At 59.6% G+C, this 2,145-nt stretch carries 3 protein-coding genes and 2 pseudogenes; 3 read left to right on the top strand and 2 right to left on the bottom strand.

Features of this window, described 5'->3' with window-relative positions:
* The first annotated feature begins 44 nt into the window (after positions 1-44).
* The 3 genes and pseudogenes from AC1DLB_RS29860 (at position 45) to yacG (ending at position 1,634) form a co-directional block, all read left to right on the top strand.
* The gene (locus AC1DLB_RS29860) at positions 45-917 is read left to right on the top strand and encodes a prepilin peptidase (RefSeq protein ID WP_477786271.1); all 873 of its coding nucleotides are present in this window, start codon (positions 45-47) and stop codon (positions 915-917) included.
* 8 nt (positions 918-925) lie between these two features.
* Positions 926-1,437 (top strand): annotated as a pseudogene (gene coaE / locus AC1DLB_RS29855) (dephospho-CoA kinase).
* Entirely contained in the window at positions 1,434-1,634 is a 201-nt protein-coding gene (gene yacG, locus AC1DLB_RS29850) for a DNA gyrase inhibitor YacG (RefSeq protein WP_008015124.1), read from the top strand. The pseudogene coaE and the gene yacG overlap by 4 nt, the downstream one beginning before the upstream one ends.
* Positions 1,635-1,643: 9 nt before the next feature.
* Here the strand turns inward: yacG and AC1DLB_RS29845 are convergent, their stop codons facing one another.
* Both AC1DLB_RS29845 and AC1DLB_RS29840 read right to left on the bottom strand, forming a co-directional pair.
* Positions 1,644-1,859, bottom strand: coding sequence for a hypothetical protein (locus tag AC1DLB_RS29845; RefSeq protein WP_007938959.1), 216 nt, complete (start codon positions 1,857-1,859; stop codon positions 1,644-1,646).
* 63 nt (positions 1,860-1,922) lie between these two features.
* A pseudogene (locus AC1DLB_RS29840) lies at positions 1,923-2,145 on the bottom strand (energy-coupling factor ABC transporter permease); the annotation flags it as partial.

Below are 2,145 nucleotides of genomic sequence, written 5' to 3'. Positions count from 1 at the left end.
TGCAATGTACCTGCCCATCTTCCAACTCGGCTCAGCGGTCTGATATGTCCTTGAACGAATTTCTGAGCCTCAACCCGCTGGCCTTTGTGATTACCGCAGGGCTGATCGGCCTGCTGATCGGCAGTTTTCTCAACGTGGTGGTCTGGCGCCTGCCGAAAATGCTCGAGCGTGAATGGCGCCTGCAGGCCCATGACGTACTGGACTTGCCAGCCGAAGCCCCCGGCCCGACCTACAACCTGATATTGCCCCACTCCGAGTGTCCCCACTGCGGCCATCGGATTCGAGTGTGGGAGAACATTCCAATACTCAGTTATCTGTTTTTACGTGGGCGATGCTCGAGCTGTGCAGCGCCGATCAGTAAACGTTACCCGCTGACCGAACTGGCCTGCGGCCTGCTGTCGGCGTTCGTCACCTGGCATTTCGGTTTCGGCTGGCAGGCCTGCATGGTGCTGGTCCTGAGTTGGGGCTTGCTGGCGATGAGCCTGATCGATGCCGAACATCAACTGTTGCCGGACGTACTGGTGATGCCGTTGATGTGGCTGGGACTGGTCCTCAACAGCTTCGGGCTCTTCGTATCACTGCATGACGCGTTCTGGGGCGCGGTGRCCGGCTACATGGCGCTGTGGACGGTGTTCTGGCTGTTCAAGCTGGTCACCGGCAAGGACGGCATCGGTTACGGCGATTTCAAGCTCCTGGCGATGCTCGGCGCCTGGGGCGGCTGGCAGATCCTGCCCATGACCATTCTGCTGTCATCGCTGGTAGGGGCCATTCTCGGGGTGATTTTGCTGCGCCTGCGGGATGCGAAAACCTCGACGCCGCTACCCTTTGGACCCTATCTGGCCATTGCCGGCTGGATTGCCTTGCTCTGGGGTGGTCAAATAACCGGCTTCTATTGGCAGTTTGTCGGTTTGAAATGAATACCCCTGTGGAAAAACCCTGGATTCTCGGCCTGACCGGCGGCATCGGCAGCGGCAAAAGCGCGGCTGCGCAGCACTTCATCGACCTCGGCGTGCACGTGGTGGACGCCGATCATGCGGCTCGCTGGGTGGTCGAACCCGGTCGCCCGGCACTGGCAAAAATCGCCGAGCACTTTGGCCCCGGCGTGTTGCAAGCCGATGGCCAGCTGGATCGTGCAGCCCTGCGCAAGCTGATCTTCGAGGTGCCGGAAGAACGCCGCTGGCTCGAAGCGCTACTGCATCCGTTGATCGCCGAGGAAATCGCCCATCATCTGGCCAAGGCACAATCGCCTTACGCGATTCTGGTTTCGCCGCTGCTGATCGAGTCCGGGCAGTACGCCATGACCCAACGGGTCCTGGTGATCGATGCCCCGGAACAGTTACAGATCGAACGCACCCTGCAGCGTGACCAGCCTGGCTGCACAGCGAGGTCGAACGCCTGCATCACTTTTACCTTACTTTGCGTGGAGGCCAGTCATGAGCCAAACCCCGACCGTCGATTGCCCAACCTGTGGCGCCCCTGTCGAATGGAGCCCCGAGAGCAAGTTCCGGCCGTTCTGTTCGGACCGTTGCAAACTGATCGACTTGGGCGCCTGGGCGTCGGAAGAACACAAGATCCCGGTGCCCCCTGATGCCGAGGACGAGATGTTCAGCGGCGACTTCGACCCGCGTCACTGATCCCGGCCATCAGGGCCGCATAAAGCCATAGTCCTGGCCCTCGTCGAGGTTCTCGGCGAGAAACCGCAACTCATCGGCCAGGTCTTCGATATTGCGCACTGCCTTGCTCTGCTGCACCACCGCACTGAGCAAGGCGCGCAGGCTCAACCCCGGATCAAAGCCCACCTCTTGCGCCACATCCAGACTCTGACGCAACTCCTGCCTGGCCCACTCGTAGACACTCATTTCGATGCTCCTGAAGGTTTTCCGAAGCATGGATTCGTCAACGTTTTTTGGATTTGATGTGGATCAAGATTTGGGATCGTCATCTTTCCAGGGCGCCGATAGATAGCGCGTGCGATTGAACGTCTCCAGCCATTCTGGGCAAAACACCACCAACGCGCTGACCACCATGCCGTTGATGAACGCTTCCGGAAAAATCAGCAACCACAGGTAACCGACAAAGTCTTCCAGCCAGTACGGCATGACGAATCGCTCGTCGTACCACAGCAGCGTGAGCGTCAGGATCAGG

This window comes from Pseudomonas sp. 05N434 (assembly GCF_056396965.1).
Note: the sequence above shows the minus strand (reverse complement) of the source record. Positions and strands in the feature narration are given on the sequence as shown.